This window comes from Cytobacillus sp. Hz8 (assembly GCF_042263505.1).
In the GTDB taxonomy this organism is placed as follows: domain Bacteria; phylum Bacillota; class Bacilli; order Bacillales; family Cytobacillaceae; genus Bacillus_BE.
The window spans coordinates 338,236-361,053 of sequence record NZ_JBHKFI010000001.1 but is presented as its reverse complement, the minus strand read 5'-3'; the positions used below and the strand labels follow the sequence as shown (position 1 = coordinate 361,053).

Here is a 22,818-nt window from a genome sequence, read left to right as displayed (position 1 = left end):
CTATAATCCATACATTTCCTTTATTTCTTCTAGTTTAGGCAAATCGACTACTGCACCCGTATATTTCAATTTGTATGCGCTAACTGCAAATCCTGATAGGATTGCTTCTTTGATTGAATATCCTTTTACCAATGCGGTATAAAACCCAGACCAAAATGCATCACCGGCTCCTGTTGCATCCACCACTTCGGTTGCCAAAGTATTGAATTTTAATGTTTCTGTTTCGTTTGAAACAATTGCCCCATCTTTCCCCAACGTCATTATAACGAGATTGGCACCCAACTCCAAAAACTTTTTGACTTGGTTCTCGTGGCTATCCCTACCAAACAACCTTTCCGCATCATCCTCAGAAGGCTTTATGATATCCACGTTACGAATAATGGATTTTATGTATGCAACTCCATCTTCGCCTCTTTCCCATAACATCGGATGGTAATTTGGGTCAAAACATACTAATTTACCATTTTCCCTTGCCACTTCAATCATCTTTTCGGTTGTGTTACGAATCGGCACTTTCGAAATTGCCCAACAAGAAAAATGAAGGATTTTTGAATTCAGCACTGCTTCTTCCAATTCTTTTGTATATGTTAACTGATAATCCGCTTCTCTGTAAAAGATTGGGACAGGATTGTTCTTGCTTTTTGTAACTAACACCATGCTAGTTGCATAGTCAACCGCTTGAACGCATCCGGCATCGATACCCGCATTATGCAAATGATTTATTAAAAACATTCCTAATCCATCTTTTCCGACAGCCGATGCGACAAGAGAACGAATCCCTAATTTTTTTGCATTCATAGCAATGTTAGAGGGTGAACCGCCGAAAAATTTGTTATACGTCTTGCACGTAAAATCATCATCGTAATCGGCGGATATCATATCTATCAAAAGTTCTCCAACAGCTAGGATATCATTGCTTTTATTTTGAAGTTCAATTCTGCTATTAAAATCAAACATGGTAGTCCCCCAGATTTGTTTTACTCATTCGCCCAAGGCCTTTTTGAAGTCCTTATTTCCTTGTTTGGATTTTTAAGAGCTTCATCCATCATTAATGAAATGTATGTATCCTGCAACGCTTCCTTTAAAGAATAAAAATCTCTGCCCGTTGATAGATATTCACCCATTAAAAGCATGCATGTACCTACCGCTATTTCATCATCATTCAGTCTCGCATTCACAAAAGGATTTCTATAAAGAAACTCTTCCCCTAACATGATGGCAAAGTGTGCCCATTCCTGATTACTGTATTTTCCTAAATCGATCCGGTTTAATTCTTGTGTAACAGGAACATTTTCTCGTGTAAGGTAACGAATGGTTAAATCGTCGATTTCCCCTCTTGTCCCCTGAACTGTTAGTTGACGGGTACGTATGAAGGAATGATATTGTGCAGGATCCGAAAAATCGAAAAATGCAACTTTACCGTTATCGAATTCTAATGTTAAGCGATCTCTTGTACAAGAGAATATTTCCCCATCAAAAGCCATACCATCGCGCCCATATGTTTCCGTTACATCAAAGGAAAACCTTTTCCCGTATGCTACACAATTACCAAAACCAACGTTAAGAAACTTCCTGATAATACTTACTCCGTGATATCCATGAAGAGACGAAATATTGATGTTTCCTACTTCCCCGAGTTTTCCTTCCTGGATTACTTTTAGCCATGCTGCATATAGCGGCTGAACAAAATACTGTTCTGCAATTTGTATTTTTGCTTTATATTTTTTTGCTTGCTTCCAAAGTTCTTCCAGCGATTCGATGGATTCTCCTGGAGGTGTCTCACATAAGACGGGAATGCCTTTTTTAAATAGGTCAATTAAATAATCGGTAACCGTTCCTCTTTTTATGGATAATACGACATAATCCGGATTGCCTTTCATCAGTTCATCCAAGGAATTGACGACTTTCACCCCGAATCTTTCGGCGAATTTTTCTCCTTTTTCTTTATCCCTTATCAATACTTCTGTCAGTTCGAATTTATCCGAAACCACTTTTGCAATACGAATATAAAACTCTGCTCTCCATCCTGAACCGATAACCCCAAATCGAATTTTTTTCATTTATATTCCCTCCGTTATTCTTTAACACCGCCTGAAGTTAAGCCGGCGATAATTTTCTTTTGGAATATCAACACCAATAAAATGAGTGGGACCGTAACAACAACGGATGCAGCTGCCATATCGCCCCATGGAAGTTCATAGTTACTTGGGAATAAGGCAATTCCAACAGGAACAGTTTTCATGTCATCGCTAGTCATAAAAGTTAAAGCATAGATATATTCGTTCCATGCATTGATAAATGTTAAAAGAGCAACCGAAAATGTTGCAGGTTTAATTAATGGTAACATGATCTTAAAAAACATTTGGAACCTGTTGCATCCATCTATCTTTGCCGCATCCTCAAATCCTCTTGGCAATTGGCTAAAGAAGTTTGTTAATAGCCATATCGAAAACGGAAGAGAAAATGTTATATAAGGGATAACAAGGCCTACATACGTATTCAATAAATGCAAACTTTTTAAAATTAAAAACAAAGGGCTTACTGTTGAGATTGTCGGGAACATCGAAATGCACAAAATTGCCATTAACATTATTTTTTTCCCTTTAAACCGTAATCTGGCTAGTGCATACGATGCCGAAGCTCCAATGAAAATGCTTAGGAAAGTTGTAATAAGCGCAACTATGAAACTGTTTATTAAATATCTGCCAAATGGATGTTTCTGGAAAACATTAAAATAAAATTGTATGTTTATTTTGCTAGGGAACCATTTTGCCGGTATTGCCGATATTTCATTAAGCGGTTTGATGGAAGTTAAGAACTGCCAAACGAATGGTAATAAAATAAAGACCAAAAACAAAATGACAAATATACAAAAGATCAAACTTTTAAGAATTCCCATGCCTTTACGTTTCATTCCAGTTCTCCTCCTTTCTGTTATCCAACAATGTTTTTACCTATTATCTTCATGTAAATTAAACTAATGATGAAAACTACTAAAAATACCATAATAGACAAAGCAGAACCGTATCCGAAGTCAAGGAACTTCATTAAATTATCATAGGCATACAATGAGACACTCTCCGAATTATTTGCTCCACCGGTCATGACGGAAACAAGGTCGAATACCCTGAATGCATCCAATGTCCTGAACAGCAATGCTACCAAAACAGTGTTTTTTACCATAGGCAATGTAATTTTTACAAATGCTTGGAAAGAATTTGCACCATCTATTTTTGCCGATTCATACAATTCATTCGGAATCATTTGTAGTCCGGCTAAAATTAATAATGCCATGAAAGGGGCTGTTTTCCATACATCTGTAATAACAAGTGCCATGAATGTACCATTTGAAGTGCTTAGCCACGCTTGATATTTATCGATGATCCCCAATCGAAATAAAACGTCATTAAATAGACCATATTGGTCATTGTAGATAAATTTCCACATCAAAGCTGATACAGTAGTAGGTATTGCCCAAGGGATCAATACTGCTGCCCGCACCAATCCTCGTCCTTTAAACTTCTTATTCATAATAATAGCAGCCGCAAAACCAACTATTAATTCTAACACAACGGTAGTTATGGTGAATTTTAACGTAAATGTGAGGGCTGCCATTCCTCTTGGATCCTGGAATACTTTCATATAATTCTTTAAACCAATAAAAGGATAACCGGAACCCGGATCTGTCAATACCATTTGATGCAGGCTAATCCAAAACGTTCTTAATATAGGATAGACAGCAATTACTAACATAATAATGATAGCTGGCGCCATCATGATCCATGCATCTCTTGCTTCTTTTTTTTGAAGTGAGCTTTCCTTTTGCATATTAAACCTCCTATCTTACGTTTTCTCCAATTAGTGAAATGAACTGCAGAATATGGAATATATTCTGCAGTTCATTTCTTATTAATTGCTGCTATTATTTGCTTTTTCAATATCCTTTTGCGTATTATCCAATGCCGTCTTTACATCAATTGTTCCAGTTAATGCTTGATGGATATTCTTCTGGATTGCATCAGATACCTTTGCATACTTAGGAGACATTGGACGTGATTTTCCATTTAAAATAATGTTATAGAAATCTTTATAGAACGGGTTTTCTTTCAAAACATCTGGATCAGTATAAACTGCTTTCAACACTGGTGGTTGGGCAGCAATCAAGTTAAATTCTTTTTGTATCTTTTCGCTTGTTAAATATTTAATGAAATCGACAGTAGCCTGTTTGTGTTTAGCATCGATTGCATTATTGACGACTAAGTCAAGACCGCCTAAGCATGAATGTGATTGCATTCTGTCAGTTTCAACCGGCAAGAATGTAACACCTACTTTTCCTGCTACTTGAGAACCTTTTGCATTTGCCTGGCTCCAGAATCCTGACCAATCGCGTAAAAATAATGCTTTACCAGCTAAGAATACTTGCTCACTTTCTGGCTCAGCGTAGGTTGTTACACCTGTTGGAGCATAATTTTTCGCTAAATCAACCATTGTTTGAGTTGCTTTAATATTAGCTGAAGAATTAACAATTGGTTTTCCTGATTTATCCAAAACATCTCCGCCGTTATTCCACAAAAATTCAACCCAGTTTGTTACCATTGATTCACTCTGTGCAGCTTGAAAGTCTGCTAAATATTGAACACCGTTAACACCTTTTGCTTTGTTTGCAAGGTCAATCCACCCTTGGTATGTAGTAGGCGGTTGTGTTACGCCCAATTGATCGAGTACGTCTTTACGGTAGAAGAGAGCGCTTGCATTTGTAAACCATGGCACTGCGTCAAGTTTTCCTTTAAATGTTGCTGCATCAACCGTTCCTGGAATAAATTGATTAAGTGTTGATTTCTTAAAATATGGAGTTAAGTCAGTTAGCCAACCTGCGGAAGCGAACTCTGAAACGTAAACAACATCTGCAGCCATTACATCAACACTTGTATCTTCTGATGCTAGCTTGTTTACAAAATTGTCGTGTACCGTATTTGCATCCTGTGGTAAGATGACGGTATTTACATGAACTTTGTTTTGACTTTTGTTGAATTCGTTAACAATTTGTTGAGCCGGTTTTCCAACACCTTGGTCAAACGAAAAATTAATCGTTACCGATCCATTTGATGATGTTTTGCTGGATGAACTTGAAGAACTTGAAGTGCCGCTACATGCTGCTAACGAAAGAATCAGTGAACCTGCAGCCAATGGAGCTAAAAATTTCTTTAACTTAAGACGCTTCATAAATGACCCTCCATCATACATTAGTTTTGGTAGCACCAGGGGATAAAATCGTTCTCATTGGAAAACATTTTCATTAAAATTAACCCTTAATTTCTCCTCCTCCTTTATTCTTTTAAACTTATGTTTTCACTTATTTTGAAAACGTTTACCTGATATTTAAATTATATATAATAACTTAAATCAAAATCAATAAAAATATTATCATTTTTGTTTAATTTTGTAGGTTACAAAGCTTTCCTCTTTGTATTTTTATTTGATTTTTCCTATTTTTTGACAAAATAACAGGAAAGGGTTTTCCTTTTCAATAACATAATAGACTATATTTTTTTTACGCTGTTTCTCCTGATAATTTTATGGGGTATAAATTGTGTTTTTGGTATCGTTTGGTTCTTGTTATTAATAAGTTTGAAAAGTGTTTTGGCGACTTTAACCCCTTCATCAAAATAGGAGATGCGAACTGTTGATAATTCAGGACTAAAATATTTTCCTAATTCCGAGTCATCAAAACCCATTATTGAAATATCATCTGGTACTGAAACTTTTGCGCTTTTTAAAAAGCGAATTGCACCAATAGCCATAGTATCGTTACAAACCATTACTGCCGTTGGTAATACACTGTTTTCTTCGTATATTTTTCTCATGCAGGTATATCCAGAATCAAAGGAAAAATCCCCATGTTCAATATAGGATTTCGGAATTTCTATTTTGTTTTCCTGCAATGCCATTCGAAAACCTTTCAAACGTTTCTGCCCAGATGAATAATCGTTTTCTGGACCGCCAATAAATGCTATCTGCTTATGCCCATTTTTTATTAAAAAAGAAATGGCATCATATATTGCACTTACGTTATCATGTACTACTGTATAGAGTTCTTCTTTTCCATCCGCTGCCTCTTGCGTAACCAATACAATAGGATATTCTTGTTTCTTCATTTCTTCAACCAATGTTGTATTAATATCAACACCCGCAAATAAAACACCATCTATTTTTCTATCAGATAATACTCCTAATAATTCAATTTCCTTTTCTAGATTTCCACCAGATTCGCATACCATTAGTGTGTATCCTTTTTGTTGACAAACATCATTAATCCCTTTTGTCAATGCACCGAAAATCGGATTTGAAATATCAGGGACGATAATTCCGATGATGTTCGTCTGGTTTGTTATTAAACCTCTGGCTAAAGAATTGGGTTTGAAATTCCTTTTTTGAATGACATCATTTACTCTTTTTTCAAGTTCTGGGCTGACCGCTTTTGAACCATTGATTACTCTTGATACCGTTGCGATCGACACTTGTGCTTCTTTGGCAATATCCTGGATTGTGATTGGCATATATTCACCCCCTCTTTTCTCGAAAACGTTTTCCTGAACATTATATTAACAAACAATCATTATATTGGTCAATTGGATTCTTTGCTGTAATGATATGGTTAGATTTAAACAAACCACCAAGAAATGGTTTGTGCAGCGTATCTCTACGGTGAATTCAGTTGACCAAACATACATCTCGCCTATGGGTGAGATGATTCACACTTTGTATGCATTTTTGTTTTGATATTTGCTGTGCTACTCTGTTAGCATGAAATGAATAATCCAAAAGTGATAGGTTTCATCCAAATTATGAAGTGGTGGAAATGTAAGTCATCAAGCTTTACTTCAGCAAGGTCCATTGATCGCCATTGATGCTTTAAAACTTGAAATAGAGGGCTAGGATTCGTTAGGAAACTTTATTGCTATAATAAAAGCTCAACACTGAAATCTGTTCTTGACGAGTAAAAATAATACAAAAAAAAACATCTGTATCTAGTATGTTGAAAGTGCCAACCCACAACATAACGAGGTATACAGATGCACTCTTAGTTTAACAGTATTCTATTAAATTTACCAGAACTGCCATATTTTAAGGGACGAAGACTCTGTTTTGATTGAGGTAGAGCCAGTTGATTATTTACAGCCTTGCCCAGTTTGTACGTCTTCCAATACAATTCGTCGAGGGAGTGCTTATACTAGAAAAGTTCGCCACCTGTCTGCCTTCGGCCAGCGACTTCCTGCCATTCGTTTATCTTGTTGCGACTGTCACGCTTCATTTATATAGCAATACGAGTGTGTAGCTCCTAAAAAGAGATATACCAAGGCTTTTGAGGCAAGTCTACCTTATCATGTAGTTGGTTCTACCGTAAAACACGCTTCAGAAGTAACCAGTACCCCTTCGACAACGGTTGAAAGAGTCTTTAAGAAATGGATGGAAAACTAAAGTTCTCGGGTCCAAGAAGAATGCATAGAGAAAGCAAAAAATAGTCAACAACTCATCTTAGGAATCGATGATTTTGCGATCCGCAAAGGTCATACCTATAATACTGGCCTCCATGACTTACGTGGTGAAACGTTTCTAGATGTTATTTCTGGTAGAACACTTGATGAATTACTCACTCATTATCGAGTACATTCGGAGCTAGCAGCCCTTCAACCAAAGGCAGTGGTCATGGATTTGGCAAAGGGATATCACTCGTTTATTAAAGAAGTGTACCCATCAGCTATTCGAATTGCCGATCGTTTTCATGTGAATCGTTATGTGACAGAGGCTCTACAATTGGTTCGAAAACACGTGCAAAAGAACCTTTCATCTTTTGCCCGAGTTCATTTGAAGCAAAATCACCGTATACTGGGTAAGCGATTTGATCAATTAACGAACCAAGAACTTGTAACCTTAAAGCAATTACTTCAATATTCGGATACCTTGAGAGAGGTATATGAATGGAAAGAAGCATTAATCGAATGGTATGATTGCACTTCTCACTATAAATATGCTCAACAAGGGTTTGATCGATGGTTAAACCAAGGAAAACAAATTGAACATACGGCCGTTCAAGAATGCATAAAAACGATGATGAATTGGAAGGAAGAGATCTATAACTATCACCAAATACGGTTTACGAATGCAACTGTAGAAGGGAAGAACAATAAAATAAAAGTCCTTCAACATTCGACACTACTTTACTCGAAATCCTAAGTGTTATAAACAAAGAATTTTACTTGAGTGTAACATGGAATTAATTAGGTGAAATATGGGTCAAGACCATGTTTTGGTGTAGACCCACTAAAAAAAATGAAAACTAATAATAATTTATCAATTTGAATTATCAAGAATGTTCATCACTTGATCCATAACAGCCTTATGCAGAGAGGTTAATTTTTTTCGCTATTATTCAAAAAACGAGACAATAATCCAAAATTAAATTTTATTTTTGGTTCTGAATTCTCTTTTTTGGCTACGTTTACACCAGAAACCTTTGCTGCTTCGGGATTTCCACCAATAGCATACATATTTTTCCAAGTTTTCTTTTATTCCAGATAATCCAAATAATATAGGAGATTACAATAGCATATATGACAAAGTAAGAAAGTTCATAGGATCCAATGGCTTGGGTCTTCACTTCAAGAGGTAAATCCTCTGTAAGCACTTTGTAACCGTATACTAATGATAATGAAAAGCTCACAATAAATAATAAAGAGCCAATGTATATGCTATGTAAGATAATTTGCTCATCATTTCCCTCCGTTTCCAAATCCTCATTACGATCATTTAACTCTATACTATTAATCAATTGTCTAAGCTCCATTCATAAAACCATCATTTTTCTCAACCAATATTTATGACAACGCATTTACAATGATAAAAATCAAACTTGGCCATCAGTGTGGTAGCTGTCTTCAGTAGGGTTCATCATCATGAGTCAAGCTCCAAGAAAAATCAAGAACTGAACTAGCATAAACAAAAAACTTCAACCACTTATGGACGTTCATCCATTATGACTGCAGTTTCATTTATTTTATATTTTGAAAGTAAATTTTATATTTCAAACTTCTTTAATCTTTTATAAAATGTACTTCTTGGAATTTCAAGCAATTTGGCCGCTGCCGTTACATTCCCTTTTGTTCTCTTTAAAGCTTCGAGCATTAAATCCCTTTGAATTCTTTCACGGCCCTTTAATTTTTTTTCATTATTTTCGCAATTTTCTTGTGCAATTGTATTATTGACAGATGGATAAATTATCTTTAAATTTTCTAAGGGATGCGGTGTTACAGCTTGTTCTAGCTGAGAATTTGAACAAATTATTTGTGCACGTTCCAGCACGTTTGCAAGCTCTCTAATATTTCCTGACCAATCATATTCTTGTAAAGTTTGAATGAAATCCTCCGTAATGGGCAAATGCCAATTATTCTTTTGACAAATAAACCGAACAAGATGAGGGATATCTTCCTTCCTTTCTCTCAGTGAAGGAACATGAATAGGATAGACATTTAAACGATAATATAAATCTTCTCGAAAAGCACCTTCCTGAACAAGCTCTGGAATATTCCGATGAGTCGCTGTAATAATACGGACATCCAGCGAGATTTCCTTTGTGCCTCCTATTGGAGTTATTTTTCTTTCTTGTAAAACCCGTAATAATGCAACCTGCATTTGCAATGGAATTTCTCCTATTTCATCTAAAAAAATCGTCCCATTTTGAGCCTGTTCGAATTTCCCCTTATATCCCTGTCGTTTGGCTCCAGTAAATGCTCCTTCAGAATAGCCGAAGAGTTCACTTTCCATTAAGTCCTTTGGAATTGCCCCGCAATTAATGGAAATAAAGGGTCCACCCCTTCTTGGACTGTTATCGTGAACAGCATGAGCAATTAATTCCTTCCCAGTTCCTGTTTCACCAGAGATAAATACTGTTGCGTCTGTTGGCGCTACAAGTTTTACTTTATGAATCATGCTATGAAAACTTTCACTTGTACCACACTCTCCTTTAAAAACGAAGGAATTGGATAAATCTGCGGAGAAAAAAATGGGTTTAGGACTAAAATCATTTGATGGTGACAGAAAAATGCAACGAGCTGAAAAGAAATTGTCCTGATTTGATGGAAAGGCTATTTCTCGGTCAATCCGATAACCGCTAAATAATAAATCCTGTAGATTCTGTCCAATTATTTTTGAATATTTTTCGCGAAGAGGTTTACTCACAGCGATGATGATTTGTTCATTATTACAGACAACGAGGAAATGTTGTTGATAGGATTCAGCTAGTTCTGTAGCATTCTGGATGAGGGATTGTTCATTTTGATAGAAACGACTCCTGATATCCTTTTCAATAGCATAGGCAATCGAAGAAACGATTCCTAGCATAGAGGGATGAGAATTTTCAACTGGACAGGATATATCAATTACACCAATTAATTGGCCATTTTCCTGATAAATAGGAGTAGCAGAACAGCTCCAACGGTGTGAAGCGACGGAATAATGCTCTGCCCCGTTAATATTTACCGGTTCCTTCGTTTGTAAAGCCGTTCCAATGGCGTTTGTTCCTACCTCCTTTTCCGTCCAACGAGCTCCTTCAATGAAATTGATTCGACTAGCTTCCAGTAAGGTATTTTCATTACCAGTCAACGAAAGCACATATCCATCAGGATCGACCAACAGACTCATCATTCCTGAATCTTTAACTGACTGCTCTAATCTTTCTATATAGGGTGTAGCGGCTTCTAAAAGAAGCGCGTTCTTTACTCTCTTCTTTTCTAAATCCTCTTTAGCCAGGAGATGCAGTCCTTTATTTAAATAAGGATCCACATTTTCCATTTTACATCGGTACCAAGATTCCAATATTCTCTTGTTTATCCGTGCAGAATCAAGAACCCCTTCTTTTACAAAACGCTTCCATGTATCTAAATATAAAACCGTATTCATTCCATTCCTCCTCTAATCATTTGGCTTTAATCCACTTTGATTTGAGATTATTAATATCCTATTGTGAGGGTCTAAAAAAGCTTCGTGGTAAATAGTAGAAAAATGGATTGAGGTTTATTCCGATAGTCAACTCTCATTATATTAAAAATTGTATGCGCTTTCAATAAATAAACATTTATTATATTGAAAATTCAAAAAAACTCCGTGTGTTTTACACGAAGTTTTTATACGCATGGTGAGGAAATATACAGTATTTACTCTATGATTATGATGATTGCCTCTAATCATCCTGTAATCTTTCTCTTTTTCTTAAGCATGAACAGCATTACCTATTGCACTCAGTAAAGCTTCTTGAATTGCCTCCGAAAGGGTTGGATGCGCAGTAATCATATTTTCCAACAAATCAATAGTCAACTCAGCATGGAGCATGACAGTTCCTTGAGCAATCAATTCTGTAGCATGATGGCCAATAATTGAAATCCCAATAATCTCCCCGTATTTCGGTTCGATTAAAACCTTCACCTTTCCAAAGGGGGCATCCGCAATCATTGCCTTTCCATTAGCTGAAAATGGAAATTCGCCAATCCTTATATCCCCGTACGTTTCTCTAGCCTCCTTTTCTGTCAACCCAACACTAGCTACTTCAGGCAGAGTATAGATACATCGAGGAACAGCACGATAATTCACCTGTTCATCCAAGCCACAAGCATTTAATGCAGCAATAGTTCCTTCATGAAAAGCAACATGAGCAAGCTGAATACCCCCAATCACATCTCCACAGGCATAAACATTCTCCACGTTTGTTCGCATTTGATTGTTAACGAAAATCCCACTGGTTGAAAAATCAACTCCAATATCCTTAAGACCAAGATGCTCCAATCTTGGTTTCCTTCCAATTGATACAAGCACGACATCAGCCTGAAGTTCAAAAGGTCCTTGTTTATTTTCTAAAGTAGCTTTTCTTTTTGCCTTATCAAGATTCTTTAAAGCAGTCGACGGATAAATATTAACTCCATCATGTTCTAGTTGTTGATGAAGGATCGTGGCAATATCCCTATCTTCTCCCAGCAAAATTTGTTCGGCCATTTCCACAATAGTAACCTTTGTGCCAATTCTACTAAAGATACTAGCAAACTCGCACCCTATAACTCCTCCACCAATAACTAGTAAAGATGAAGGAATAGAATCAAGAGACATTGCTTGACTGCTATCGATAATCCACTCTGAATCAAATGGAGCAAACGGCAGCTGAATGGGCTCTGAACCCGTTGCAATAATATATTGATTAGCCTGAAACTCGGTTAGTTTTCCTTCTGAATAAATTTCTAATTCATGGCTTCTTTTAAATCGTGCCTCTCCTTTTATTACGTTAATCTTATTTTTTTTCATTAAATATTGAATTCCTTGAACTAAGCTGGATATAATTTTGCTTTTCCGATTTAGAATGGACTTCCAATTTATTTCTATTGAACCATCGGGAAGATGAATTCCAAATTTCTCAAGATGCTGACATTCCTGATAAACTCTTGCACTTTCTAACAAGGTCTTGGTTGGCATACAACCTTCATTTAAACAAGTCCCTCCTAGTGATCCTTTATCGATAAGTGTTACATTTTCCCCCTGCTGGGCTGCAGTAATTGCAGCCACATAACCAGCAGGACCCCCTCCAATAATAGCGATGGATGACATGTTCTTTTCCTTCTTTCTAAATAAGCATGGTAATTGGTTCTTCTAAATACTGCTTTACTGTTTGTAAAAAGGATGCAGCTGGCGCACCATCTACCACTCGATGATCAAAAGTTAAACTAAGTGGCAGAATGCTTCGCCTTTCAAATTTCTCTCCTTTGAAAATAGGAGTATCATAGACTGCACCAACACCCAAGATGCCCGACTCAGGTGGATTGAGAACTGGAGTAAAGTGCTCCACTCCATAACTACCAAGATTGCTGATCGTAAAGGTTGATCCGGTCAACTCTTCATTTGAAAGCTTAACTTCTCTTGCTTTTCGTCCGACTTCTTTTATTTTCTTAGATAATTCAAGAAGCGAAAAGTTTTCCGCTTGTCGAATGACTGGCACAACTAACCCTTTTTCAAGGGCAACAGCCATCCCGAGATGAATCTGTTTATATAAATGGATCTTATCTTCTAGATAGGCACTATTCATTTCTTGATGCTTTTGCAGAGAAAGAATCACTGCACGGGAAATAAAGTCAGTCATGGTTAATTTATGATCATAGTTAATTCTTATCGTTTCTGCTGTCTGCTTTTGTAAAGCAATCAACTCACTGACATCAACCTTCATATTAATCGTAAGTTGCGCTGTTGTTTGTAAGCTATTATACATGCGGTCTGCAATTACCTTGCGAATTCCGCTTAATGGGATTTTCTGTGCTTCTTCCTTATGTTCAACAGAAGGTACTGGATCTGGTTTTTCCTTATGATCATCTGTAGTTACCTGTACTTTCCTTAAGGCTTCTTGGACATCTTCCTTCGTAATTCTTCCACCTGGTCCAGTGCCCTGAATTTTGTTTATATTAAGATTTGCTGCTTCCGCAATTTTTCTTGCAACTGGAGATATTTTCACTCGTACTTTGGAAGATTTTTGAATTTGCAGACCATTCTCTCTTTCATCAATCATCATAGTTGAAGACTTATCCGTCTTTATTAGCTGTGAATGATTTAATTCTGCTTCTTCTATATCCTCTCCCGCTTTTCCAATGTAACAAATAACCGTTCCCGGCGGCACACCTTCTCCTTCGGGAACGGCAATTTTCAAAACTGTTCCTTCCGCAGGGGATTCTACTTCTATTTCAATTTTTTCTGAATTGACGCTTGCAATGGATTCTCCCTTTTTAACAAAATCCCCGACTCCTTTATTCCATATAGATACAATTCCTTCTTTCATTGCCATTCCTAATTTCGGCATTACAACTTTTACTGCCATGCTGATTTCTCCTTCCAACCTAATTCTTATACTTCAATTGGCGAATCTATTAACTCGGAAACCACTTTAACGACTCTATCTGGGCTAGGTAGGTAAATATCCTCAAGTGGTGGTGAAAAAGGTACTGGTGTATGTGGAGCTGTAATACGTTTAATTGGTGCATCTAAATAATCAAAACCCTTGTCAGCTACTAAAGCTGCGATATCGGTTGCAATTGAGCATCTTGGATTTGCTTCATCAATGACAATTAAGCGATTTGTTTTCTTAACAGAGGCAAGAATGGATTCTTCATCTAATGGTGACAGGCTGCGAGGGTCCACTATTTCAACCTCAATTCCTTTTGCAGCAAGTGTCTCAGCTGCGTCCAACGCAGTTTGCACTTGTTTTCCGATTGCCACGATCGTTACATCTTCCCCTACCCGTTTAATCTCTGCCTTTCCTAATGGAATGGTATAATAGTCTTCAGGTACTTCACCCTCAACATTATAAAGCGTCTTATCTTCAAAAAAGATTACAGGATCATTGTCCTCAATAGCTGCAAGCAATAAGCCCTTTGCCTCATAAGGTGTTGACGGCACAACCACCTTAACTCCAGGAATTGCGGTAAATAGCGCATATAAACTTTGCGAATGTTGGGCAGCTGCTCTAAACCCCGCTCCATGCATGGTTCTAATCGTTACGGGTACTTGAGCCTTTCCACCAAACATATACCGGAATTTTGCTCCTTGATTTAACACTTCATCCAAACAGCTGCCAATAAAGTCATTAAACATCAGCTCTGCAATGGGTCTTAAACCGGTAGATGCTGCAGCCATCGCTGCTCCCATATAGCCCGCTTCCGTAATGGGAGTATCTAAAATTCTTTCACGGCCAAATTCCTGAACAAGCCCCTTTGTAACTCCCAATACTCCTCCCCAAGCATCCTCGTCCATTAAGTGATCAACCTCAGCGCCACCTGCTACATCCTCCCCCATTAATATGACATTTTCGTCCTTTCTCATTGCTAGCTTCATTGCTTCATTAATCGCAGCTGACATGCTCAATTTTCTTGCCATTTTAACATCCTCCTTGTTATTTAATACGATTTTTTGACCATATAAAGATATTCACAAAAGTCCAGACGACTAATAGCTAACGTAGACGTCTGTTAAAAGTTCAGAAGCATTTGGATAAGGACTTTCTTCACTATACTTTACTGCTTGATTCACTGCTTCTTCGACAGTACCTTCCAAAATTTTAAATTCCCTTTCATTTATTAGCTGTTGAGTAAGGAGATGCTGTTTAAAAAACTTAATTGCATCTTTTTCTTGTTTATGTTCAAGCTTTTCTTTTTCTGTTTTATATTTTTGTGCGTCACCTTCAAAATGCCCATAATTTCGATAGGTCACACACTCAATTAATGTTGGTCCTTCCCCACGTCGCGCTCTTTGAACAGCTTCTTCTGCCGCCTGATATACCGCTAGTACATCTTTCCCATCTACCTTAATGCTGGGGATATTATAGCCAATTGCGCGGTCTACTATTGACTTACAGCTTGATGCATAATGAAATGGTGTAGCTTCAGCATACCCATTATTTTCAGCAACAAAAATTACAGGAAGTTTCCAAATAGCTGCTAAGTTTATTCCTTCATGAAATGTGCCGTGATTTTGTGCACCATCTCCAAAGAAACAAACGCTTACATCGTTTGTCTTTTTATATTTAGCAGTCAATGCAGCTCCACAAGCAAGTGGAAATCCGCCGCCAACGATTCCATTAGCACCTAACATGCCTTTATTCAGATCTGCAATATGCATGGAACCTCCTTTCCCCTTACAAAGCCCTGTTTCTTTTCCATATATTTCCGCCATCATCCCGTTTAGATCACACCCTTTGGCTATACAATGCCCATGTCCACGGTGAGTGCTTGTGATACTATCTTTATCTGTTAAGTGTGCACAAACGCCAACAGCCACTGCCTCTTCCCCCGCATATAAATGAACAAATCCCGGTAAAATTCCTTGCGCAAATAGCTCATGTACCCGGTCCTCAAAAAATCTAATCTCCAACATCTTTTGATACATCCATTGAGCCTTATCCTTTGTTAAAACAATTTCTTTGCTTTCAATTGTTCTCATATTTCTGCCTCCCCGTAAAAATTTTCTTACATATTTTGTTATTGCAATTACCGTGCCATTTTAATAAGATCCTGATATCAATAAAAAAAAAAAACACTAACAAAAAAAGGAGACAAAATGAGATGTTAGTCTCGTTTTGTCTCCTTTTGTTTCCTTTTTTAACGATAATGTAATAACTAGGATACAAGATGAATCCATTTCATTTTCCCTTCATATCAGGAAATGGATAAACCCATATAAAAGTAAAATTCCAAAAAAACAGGGTATTAATTAATTGTTTTATGCTTTTATATTTTAGAAATCTTTTATCCCTAACTTTTCTCCAAATATAAATAATCAAAAGAATGGAAAATATGGTTGGGGCTATTTCTGGTATGATTAGAAAAACTGAAAAGTCTCCAAGCATAAATAAAATATCTACTAAAAACAAAGAAAACCAAAATGAAAAATGCTGAAAATAGCGATGAAATAAATATATAATTTTCGAAAAAATACATTTCAATCGTTTCAAATGATTCACTCCGTTTTAAATAAATCTGCTGAATGATTTATCATTGAATATACGTTGGTATCATGAGAATCCCCATCTTGAAAAATATAATTTTTCAAAATCCCTTCCTTTTGAAACCCAAGTTTTTTTAACAATTGATTAGATGCTTGATTTTCTAAAAAGACAACCGCCCCAATTCGATTTAACTCGAGTACATTAAATCCATAAGAAAGAATCTCAAAAATGGCTTCAGTTGCATACCCCTTTCTCCAATAATCTGAATGAATCTCATATCCAATTTCCGCACGTTTATGTTTAGGCACAAATGCATTCAGACCGATTGTGCCAATTAATTGATGTGTGTCTTTTCTCTCTATTCCCCACCGAATTCCTCGATTCTCGTTAAAGTTTTTTTGAAATAAGTGAACAAGAGTGCAAGCCTGCTCTCTATTCTGAAAAGCTTCTTGACCATAATAACGTGTTACATCTTTTCTTGAAAGAATTGAAAAAAGAACCTCAGCATCATCCTCAAGTATTTCCCTTAATAATAGCCGTTCAGTTTCTAAAACTGGAAACATCATCTCTCACCCTTTACCATCCTTTTATGGAAATTTTATCATATAATTTCATTCTCGTATTTATGAAATTTCAAACATAATTTTTGTTTAGAAAATGCAATTTTGTGAAATAAGCATTGATATGCTAATTTTGCTTTTACACTTTTGAAAATGACGGGTGAATAGATATTTGTATTATTATAAGGATTGAGTTTGAGAAGAATTGTTCTTGTTGAAAATAGCTTAGAATGATTTTGAGGAATTCAGAAAGAAAAAAAGTGGTTTTTCATAAAGTTTAATTAAGATGGAATTAGTTTGATGAATATGTGAATATATATGTAAGATTGCCCTTGAAATGGGACTTATAAAAATGGAGGATGGTTGAATGAAAAGATTCGAATACAAAACAGTAACTTTTCCAAAAGCGGGATTATTTAAATCCAAAAACAACCCTGATGAAGAATTGAATAAATTAGGACAAGAAGGCTGGGAATGTGTGAGTGTTTACGCACCCGTCTCAGCTACTACTTTATCTTCCACCGAGATTTTTTATTTATTCAAAAGGGAGAGTGCAGAGTAGTCTTTTTTACAGGCGGAGATGTAGAAACGTATGATTTCAGGGATAATTTGCAAAAGGGGAATTTAAGTTCAACAAAAACCAATATGAATAACATTAAAAACGCTTGGGTTTAATCCAAGCATTTTTTTGTGCTATTTATAATGTTATTTGAACTGCTAGTTAGGTTGTTAATTATGACGCGATTTTATCTTCTAATTACAATTTTGTACTTCAAAATCGAACCCGTTATTATTTTAGGGGCATGGTTTATTTCTTAGTTATTCATTATGCCTGAAAGAGAAGTCGATTTCTTTTCTAAATTTGAAATCCCTCTAATCATCCCAATCATTAATCTCGTAAATAACGTTTTTATACTAATGCTGATAAACGTGTAATACCAATTCCAGCCTTTATTCCATCTGATCAACTTCGTTCTTTTCACAGCCCAATGCTCCATTAACACCATTGGAATCGTAATCAAGAATACTTTATAAAAAATAGCAAACGGTTTATCTTTATAGGTCAACTGATTATAAACGACTGTAACAGTAGGATAAATTAAATAGTCAAACAAGATATGGGTTTTGAATATTTTTGGAAAGAAGCGAATAGGGTACGAAACCGTTTTATAAGCACTTAAAATGCTATCAGCAATCCCATTTGTTACAGCATTAAATAAATAAACAAGCAACCAGTCCTTAATTGGAGGCTTCCTAAAAAGAGCGATGAACAAAATAATCAAATACAAAATGAGGTTAACTTGCAAAAAATTTTGATTGAATTGTTTTCTTCTCACTTTCACCTCACCTCTTTCTTATTTTATTATGTTCGTAAAAAAGAATTTTATTGCTGAATTTACCTTAAAAATTTCGTTCATCTTTGTCCTTTTCAAATAAAGTGAAACTTCCATCAGTGGGGTTTTCATTCATCCCCCACTGATGGTTAGTTGAACTTATCGGACCTTTACGGACAGTTGATCTCCCACTTATCTTCTTCGTATTCTCAGAATCTTGAAGTGGAATCTTACTGTTCGTTAAGAGTGGGATAAAATAAAAATACCCTACAAGAATTTCTTCCTGTAGGGTATTTCATTTAATTTTCTTCTATATTTTTTCTGTTTTTCTTAAATAGCTTGGATAAAACTTCATAAACGATTGGGACAATAATTAATGTTAACAAGGTTGAACTTGCTAATCCGCCAATAACTGTAACACCAAGCCCTCTGGAAATCAAGCCGCTTCCACCAGAACCAAGGGCTAATGGGATTAAAGCACCAATCGTTGCGATGGCAGTCATCAGAATTGGTCGTAAACGTGTTGCCCCTGCTTCGAGAATCGCATCACGCATATTCATACCGTCGCGTTCCATATGAATAATCCTGTCCACCAACACGATGGCATTTGTGACCACAATCCCGATCAACATTAAGAGACCCATCATAACCGATACAGAAATAGTCTCATCTGCAATTAACAGACCAACAAACGAACCAATAACGGCAAACGGTAAAGAGAATAGAATCGTAAACGGCGCAAGACCTTCTCCAAATGTAACCACCAAGATAAAGTACACAATGGCAATTGCAGCAATCATCGCTGCACCAAGTTTTGTAAATGTTTCAGACATATCAGCCTGAACCCCACCAACATCAAGTGTTACACCTTTTGGAATATCTAATTTATCAATTTCCTTTTCAATTTTCGATGTAGCTTTTGAGATATTTTCATCTTTTACTGTACCAGACACAGTTGCATAATACTCACCCTTACTACGCGATAACGTATTTAACGTTGTTCCTTTCTTCACTGTTACAAGCTCAGAAAGCGGCATTGTAGTCCCAAGGGCTGTCGGAACTGGGGTTTTTAAAATATCATCCACAGATTTAGGTTGTTTCTTTTGCTCTTGCTGAACAATGACATTTAACGATTTTCCGTCCTTTTCGACTGTGGTTAAGACATCATCTGATTTATTAGGACTTAACATCATGACAATTTGCCCAGCTGTTAAGCCATACTGTATTAATTCATTTTGATCAACCATAAAGGTGTATTCCACATAGGCATCTTCGGCACTTGATTTCACATCATCGAGGCTCTTACTCTTACTCATAACGCCTTCGACTTTATCAACTGCTTTATATAATTTATCTAAATCTTCACTGTAAAGAGAATAGCTTACTTCATTAGTCGAACCCATTGAAGAGAAGTTTTGGCTCTTCCATTCACCGGATTGTCCGATATTTTTGACATAGTCCTCAATTTTATCACGAGCTTTAGGAAAATCTTTCATATCCGGATCAAAGATCAGGTACATCAATGCACCATTTCCTCCACCGCCCATCATGGCAGCCATTTGGTCTCCGCTATCCGTTACAGATACTTGTACGATATCGATGTCATCACGCTTAAGCATCTTCTCTTCTACAGCTTTGACATTATCTAATGTTTCATCTTTAAGTTCGCCTGCTGAAGGAGTATACGTCAGATACATAACCTTTTCTTCATCACTACCCATAAAACTAAAGCCAATCAATGGAGTTAATGCCAAACTTCCTGCAAGTAACACGATTGCAAGCACAGATGTTATGACTTTATGATTAAGGGCTTTTTCCAGAACTTTTTTGTACCATTTAGATAATTTACCGGGACCCTTATGGCTCTTTTCTGTTTTTTCTCCATATAATTTCTTCTTAAACAAGAAGTGAGAAAGAGCAGGAACAACTGTAATTGCGATTAATAATGAAGCTCCAAGAGCAAAGGTCATCGTTAAGGCAAATGGCATAAATAGTTCCCCAACCATTCCACCTACAAAAATAAGTGGGGCAAAAACGGCAACCGTAACTAAGGTTGATGCCATGATTGGTTTAAACATCTCAATAGTCGCTTCACGAATTAAGGCACGGCCGTTTAGCTTTTCTTCTCTCAAATGCAGTCGACGATAAATATTTTCAACGACAACAATGGAGTCATCAATGACACGACCAATCGCGACTGTTATTGCACCAAGCGTCATAATATTCAACGTGATATTCATCCAGTGCAATAGTAATATTGCTAAGAAAATGGAAACTGGAATGGAAACGATCGAGATAATCGTTGACTTTATATCACGTAGGAATAACAAGATGATTAACACAGCGATTAGACCGCCAAACAATGCCTTTTCAACCATAGTAGAAATGGAATCTTGAATTGGTTTTCCTTGGTCAAGTGATACATCGATCACAAGTCCATCCACTTTTGATTTTTCCTCTTTAATGAGCTTCTTCACTTTATTTACAACATCGACTGTATTAGCCTCTTGATCTTTGACAATCTGAATAGTAATGGCATTTTTCCCATTGGTTCGTGAAACAGATTGTACTTTACCTACAGTTTTTATTTGCGCAATTTCACTTAGTTTTACAAATGGAGATGGATGAGCAGCTGATGGTTTTACCGGGATCATCATATTCTTTAATTCATCAACTGTCATAAACTTTCCATCGACAGAAACAGCTTCTTCTGCATCTTTAAATTCATATAGGCCTAATGATACAGAGAGGTTACTTGCCTGAATCATTTCTTTTACTTTATCTTCAGTTAAATCAAATTGAGCCATTTTTGCTTTATCATAAGTTAATTGAACTTCGTCGATATGTTGACCGGTTGTCGTTGCAGAAGCAACACCATCTATTTTTTCAATCTTAGGTAATAGTGTTTCTTCTACTGTTGAAGTCAAATCAACAATATCTTCTTTTGTGCTACTAACACTTAATGCAACAACTGGCATCATATTCATACTGATGGCAGAAATCGTTGGCTCTTTCGCCCCATCTGGAAATTTTACATTTTCAACCGCTGATTGGAGGGCACGTTTCGCCTCATCCATATCAATTCCGTACTCATATTCCACTTGAATGCTTGACATATTGGCGTAGGAATTGGAATAAACAAATTTAACATCTTCAAGTCCTTCAACTGCTTTTTCTATTGGAATCGAAATATCTTCCATCACTTTTTCTGGAGTTTCTCCCGGATATACATCCGTAATAGTTAAGTATGGAATGGAAATATTCGGGATTGTTTCCATATTCATTCTTGTACCAGAATATATTCCCGAAACTATAATAATAATTGTAAGCAGCCAAACTGCCAGTTTGTTCCTCAGAACAAAATTTACTAGACCTTTCACGATCACACCATCCTCATTTGACTATTCAGGCTCATTTCCCTATAATAATGACTACCAAGTCATTTGTCAACAATTAGACCTAGGAGTGAATGACAAAAATGATGAAAAAACAATTAATTATGGAAAAGGCACTTGAGCTTTTTGCCAAACAGGGATTTGAATCCACTTCTATTCAACAAATTACAGAGCACTGCGGGATTTCTAAAGGAGCTTTTTATTTATCATTCAAATCGAAAGATGAGTTGATTTTAGCCTTAATTGACTATTTTATGCAACAAATCACTTCCGATATTGACTATGCGGTCAAAAATTCAAAAAATGAGAACCTTTTATATATTTTTTATTCTGAACTCTTTCATTCGCTTCAAAAACATGTCAATTTTGCCAAATTACTCGTCAAGGAACAAACACAATCCTTTAATGATGAGCTCTTTTTAAAGATGCGATATTATGATTGTTTAACAGATCGCAGTATTTCACACTTAGTGGATCGATTATATGGAAAAGAAATTGAGCCGCTGAAATACGATCTAGTATTTACTATCAAAGGATTTATCAATAGTTATTTATCATTATTTCTATTTAATCACATTCCGCTTGACTTAGATTTATTATCGAAATCCCTTGTTGACAAAACAAATCTACTGGCGAAACATTCAAGTATTCCTTTTTTCTCCAAAGAACTTAAGCAAATACTGACAGAATCTTTAGATCATGAATTATCAAAAGAAGAGTTAATCGAATTAATAACCCAAGAAATAGTTGAAATAGAGGAATCTGTTGAGAAGGAATCCTTAATCCTTTTAAAACAGGAACTACTGCAACCTTCTTTCAATCCTGTCATTATCAGAGGATTAATTGAAAATATTCGAAATCATCCTCATTGTAAATGGATTTCTTACCTCCTTCGAAAGCATTATCATTTCTAAACCAAAGAGAGAAGGTCAATGATAATAGACCTTCTCCCTTTTCTAAATTACAGTGATAATTCCTGTCGTACTCCTATCACTTGAAACTGCTCT

General features: G+C 36.3%; 18 protein-coding genes. 3 read left to right on the top strand and 15 right to left on the bottom strand.

What is annotated here, in order from left to right:
• The 6 genes from ACE38V_RS01800 to ACE38V_RS01775 form a co-directional block, all read right to left on the bottom strand.
• Positions 1 to 957: a carbohydrate kinase family protein gene (locus tag ACE38V_RS01800; RefSeq protein WP_375839421.1), complete on the bottom strand. Its 957-nt coding sequence runs from the start codon at positions 955 to 957 to the stop codon at positions 1 to 3.
• A 20-nt stretch (positions 958 to 977) separates the two neighbouring features.
• Positions 978 to 2,060, bottom strand: coding sequence for a Gfo/Idh/MocA family protein (locus ACE38V_RS01795; protein WP_375839420.1), 1,083 nt, complete (start codon positions 2,058 to 2,060; stop codon positions 978 to 980).
• A 14-nt stretch (positions 2,061 to 2,074) separates the two neighbouring features.
• Positions 2,075 to 2,914 carry a carbohydrate ABC transporter permease gene (locus tag ACE38V_RS01790; protein ID WP_375839419.1) on the bottom strand — a complete coding sequence of 280 codons (840 nt, stop codon included), beginning with the start codon at positions 2,912 to 2,914 and terminating at the stop codon, positions 2,075 to 2,077.
• Between the two features lie 20 nt (positions 2,915 to 2,934).
• Entirely contained in the window at positions 2,935 to 3,828 is an 894-nt protein-coding gene (locus ACE38V_RS01785; protein WP_375839418.1) for a carbohydrate ABC transporter permease, read from the bottom strand.
• Between the two features lie 81 nt (positions 3,829 to 3,909).
• Complete coding sequence (locus ACE38V_RS01780; protein WP_375839417.1) at positions 3,910 to 5,223, bottom strand: ABC transporter substrate-binding protein; 1,314 nt, start codon at positions 5,221 to 5,223, stop codon at positions 3,910 to 3,912.
• A 317-nt stretch (positions 5,224 to 5,540) separates the two neighbouring features.
• Positions 5,541 to 6,557: a LacI family DNA-binding transcriptional regulator gene (locus ACE38V_RS01775; protein WP_375839416.1), complete on the bottom strand. Its 1,017-nt coding sequence runs from the start codon at positions 6,555 to 6,557 to the stop codon at positions 5,541 to 5,543.
• Positions 6,558 to 7,503: 946 nt separating this feature from the next.
• Here ACE38V_RS01775 and ACE38V_RS01770 point away from each other — a divergent pair.
• Positions 7,504 to 8,235, top strand: a complete 732-nt coding sequence (locus ACE38V_RS01770; protein WP_375839656.1) for a transposase — start codon at positions 7,504 to 7,506, stop codon at positions 8,233 to 8,235.
• 265 nt (positions 8,236 to 8,500) lie between these two features.
• Here the strand turns inward: ACE38V_RS01770 and ACE38V_RS01765 are convergent, their stop codons facing one another.
• From ACE38V_RS01765 to ACE38V_RS01735, 7 genes are all read right to left on the bottom strand, one after another.
• Complete coding sequence (locus ACE38V_RS01765; protein ID WP_375839415.1) at positions 8,501 to 8,830, bottom strand: hypothetical protein; 330 nt, start codon at positions 8,828 to 8,830, stop codon at positions 8,501 to 8,503.
• A 245-nt stretch (positions 8,831 to 9,075) separates the two neighbouring features.
• Positions 9,076 to 10,956, bottom strand: coding sequence for a sigma-54-dependent Fis family transcriptional regulator (locus ACE38V_RS01760; RefSeq protein ID WP_375839414.1), 1,881 nt, complete (start codon positions 10,954 to 10,956; stop codon positions 9,076 to 9,078).
• Between the two features lie 309 nt (positions 10,957 to 11,265).
• Complete coding sequence (lpdA, locus tag ACE38V_RS01755; RefSeq protein ID WP_375839413.1) at positions 11,266 to 12,645, bottom strand: dihydrolipoyl dehydrogenase; 1,380 nt, start codon at positions 12,643 to 12,645, stop codon at positions 11,266 to 11,268.
• Between the two features lie 16 nt (positions 12,646 to 12,661).
• Positions 12,662 to 13,900 carry a dihydrolipoamide acetyltransferase family protein gene (locus ACE38V_RS01750; RefSeq protein ID WP_375839412.1) on the bottom strand — a complete coding sequence of 413 codons (1,239 nt, stop codon included), beginning with the start codon at positions 13,898 to 13,900 and terminating at the stop codon, positions 12,662 to 12,664.
• 26 nt (positions 13,901 to 13,926) lie between these two features.
• A complete protein-coding gene (locus ACE38V_RS01745) occupies positions 13,927 to 14,955 on the bottom strand; it encodes an alpha-ketoacid dehydrogenase subunit beta (protein ID WP_375839411.1) in 1,029 nt (342 codons plus the stop codon).
• A 69-nt stretch (positions 14,956 to 15,024) separates the two neighbouring features.
• Positions 15,025 to 16,017 (bottom strand): thiamine pyrophosphate-dependent dehydrogenase E1 component subunit alpha, encoded by a 993-nt coding sequence (locus ACE38V_RS01740; protein ID WP_375839410.1) that lies wholly within the window; start codon positions 16,015 to 16,017, stop codon positions 15,025 to 15,027.
• A gap of 516 nt (positions 16,018 to 16,533) precedes the next feature.
• Positions 16,534 to 17,085 (bottom strand): GNAT family N-acetyltransferase, encoded by a 552-nt coding sequence (locus ACE38V_RS01735; RefSeq protein ID WP_375839409.1) that lies wholly within the window; start codon positions 17,083 to 17,085, stop codon positions 16,534 to 16,536.
• A 364-nt stretch (positions 17,086 to 17,449) separates the two neighbouring features.
• Between ACE38V_RS01735 and ACE38V_RS01730 the strand changes: the two genes are divergently transcribed.
• Entirely contained in the window at positions 17,450 to 17,644 is a 195-nt protein-coding gene (locus ACE38V_RS01730; RefSeq protein WP_375839408.1) for a DUF4177 domain-containing protein, read from the top strand.
• 253 nt (positions 17,645 to 17,897) lie between these two features.
• Here the strand turns inward: ACE38V_RS01730 and ACE38V_RS01725 are convergent, their stop codons facing one another.
• Together ACE38V_RS01725 and ACE38V_RS01720 are read right to left on the bottom strand one after the other, a co-directional pair.
• Entirely contained in the window at positions 17,898 to 18,419 is a 522-nt protein-coding gene (locus tag ACE38V_RS01725) for a CBO0543 family protein (RefSeq protein ID WP_375839407.1), read from the bottom strand.
• A 296-nt stretch (positions 18,420 to 18,715) separates the two neighbouring features.
• The gene (locus ACE38V_RS01720; protein WP_375839406.1) at positions 18,716 to 21,796 is read right to left on the bottom strand and encodes an efflux RND transporter permease subunit; all 3,081 of its coding nucleotides are present in this window, start codon (positions 21,794 to 21,796) and stop codon (positions 18,716 to 18,718) included.
• Between the two features lie 98 nt (positions 21,797 to 21,894).
• Here ACE38V_RS01720 and ACE38V_RS01715 point away from each other — a divergent pair, with 98 nt between their 5' ends.
• On the top strand, positions 21,895 to 22,725 hold the full coding sequence (locus ACE38V_RS01715) for a TetR/AcrR family transcriptional regulator (RefSeq protein ID WP_375839405.1): 831 nt from the start codon (positions 21,895 to 21,897) through the stop codon (positions 22,723 to 22,725).
• Positions 22,726 to 22,818 lie beyond the last annotated feature (93 nt).

What these genes read in the sequence shown, in the direction of transcription:
- ACE38V_RS01760 (WP_375839414.1), bottom strand. Translation starts at nt 10,956, where the DNA reads ATGAATACGGTTTTATATTTAGATACATGGAAGCGTTTTGTAAAAGAA.
- ACE38V_RS01800 (WP_375839421.1), bottom strand. Translation starts at nt 957, where the DNA reads ATGTTTGATTTTAATAGCAGAATTGAACTTCAAAATAAAAGCAATGAT.
- ACE38V_RS01740 (WP_375839410.1), bottom strand. Translation starts at nt 16,017, where the DNA reads ATGAGAACAATTGAAAGCAAAGAAATTGTTTTAACAAAGGATAAGGCT.
- ACE38V_RS01715 (WP_375839405.1), top strand. Translation starts at nt 21,895, where the DNA reads ATGATGAAAAAACAATTAATTATGGAAAAGGCACTTGAGCTTTTTGCC.
- lpdA (WP_375839413.1), bottom strand. Translation starts at nt 12,645, where the DNA reads ATGTCATCCATCGCTATTATTGGAGGGGGTCCTGCTGGTTATGTGGCT.
- ACE38V_RS01735 (WP_375839409.1), bottom strand. Translation starts at nt 17,085, where the DNA reads ATGTTTCCAGTTTTAGAAACTGAACGGCTATTATTAAGGGAAATACTT.
- ACE38V_RS01790 (WP_375839419.1), bottom strand. Translation starts at nt 2,914, where the DNA reads ATGAAACGTAAAGGCATGGGAATTCTTAAAAGTTTGATCTTTTGTATA.
- ACE38V_RS01775 (WP_375839416.1), bottom strand. Translation starts at nt 6,557, where the DNA reads ATGCCAATCACAATCCAGGATATTGCCAAAGAAGCACAAGTGTCGATC.
- ACE38V_RS01750 (WP_375839412.1), bottom strand. Translation starts at nt 13,900, where the DNA reads ATGGCAGTAAAAGTTGTAATGCCGAAATTAGGAATGGCAATGAAAGAA.
- ACE38V_RS01780 (WP_375839417.1), bottom strand. Translation starts at nt 5,223, where the DNA reads ATGAAGCGTCTTAAGTTAAAGAAATTTTTAGCTCCATTGGCTGCAGGT.
- ACE38V_RS01745 (WP_375839411.1), bottom strand. Translation starts at nt 14,955, where the DNA reads ATGGCAAGAAAATTGAGCATGTCAGCTGCGATTAATGAAGCAATGAAG.
- ACE38V_RS01785 (WP_375839418.1), bottom strand. Translation starts at nt 3,828, where the DNA reads ATGCAAAAGGAAAGCTCACTTCAAAAAAAAGAAGCAAGAGATGCATGG.
- ACE38V_RS01730 (WP_375839408.1), top strand. Translation starts at nt 17,450, where the DNA reads ATGAAAAGATTCGAATACAAAACAGTAACTTTTCCAAAAGCGGGATTA.
- ACE38V_RS01795 (WP_375839420.1), bottom strand. Translation starts at nt 2,060, where the DNA reads ATGAAAAAAATTCGATTTGGGGTTATCGGTTCAGGATGGAGAGCAGAG.